The 628-nt window shown below is 45.2% G+C and carries 1 pseudogene; it reads right to left on the bottom strand.

Features of this window, described 5'->3' with window-relative positions:
- Nucleotides 1-27: 27 nt before the first annotated feature.
- Nucleotides 28-628: pseudogene (locus R7R78_RS27355) on the bottom strand (ribosome biogenesis GTPase Der); the annotation flags it as partial.

The following is a 628-nucleotide window of genomic DNA, read 5'->3' as shown; positions in this document are numbered from 1 at the left end:
AAACTTGGGTATCTTCAAATGCTTAAATTATTTTTTGCGGTTTTTAACCACAGACATCATACGTTTACGCTTACGCTCTTGAGACAAGGTTAGCTTGTTCGCACGATTCTCAAACGGGTTTTCGCTATTCTGGAAGTTGATACGAATTGGCGTACCCATAATTTCCAGTGACTTGCGGAAGTAGTTCATCAAGTAACGCTTGTATGAATCCGGAAGTTCACGAACCATGTTACCGTGAATCACGACGATTGGTGGGTTGTAACCACCTGCGTGCGCGTATTTTAGCTTGATACGACGGCCACGAACCATTGGCGGTTGGTGATCATCAGTCGCCATCTTCATGATACGAGTCAAAACAGAGGTACCAACACGTGTCGTTGCCGACTTGTACGCTTCTTGGATAGACTCAAATAAGTGACCAACACCAGTACCGTGCAGTGCAGAGATAAAGTGAATACGAGCAAAGTCAACGAAACCTAGGCGGCGGTCTAGCTCTTTCTTCACGTTCTCTTTTACTACGTTATCTAGACCATCCCACTTGTTTACCGCTAGTACGATTGAACGACCGGCGTTCAATGCAAAACTTAGCAGGCTCAAGTATTGGTCAGAGTTGTTTTCACGTGCGTCG

The organism is Vibrio sp. 2134-1 (genome assembly GCF_033339495.1).
This window is presented reverse-complemented; position numbering and strand designations above follow the sequence as displayed.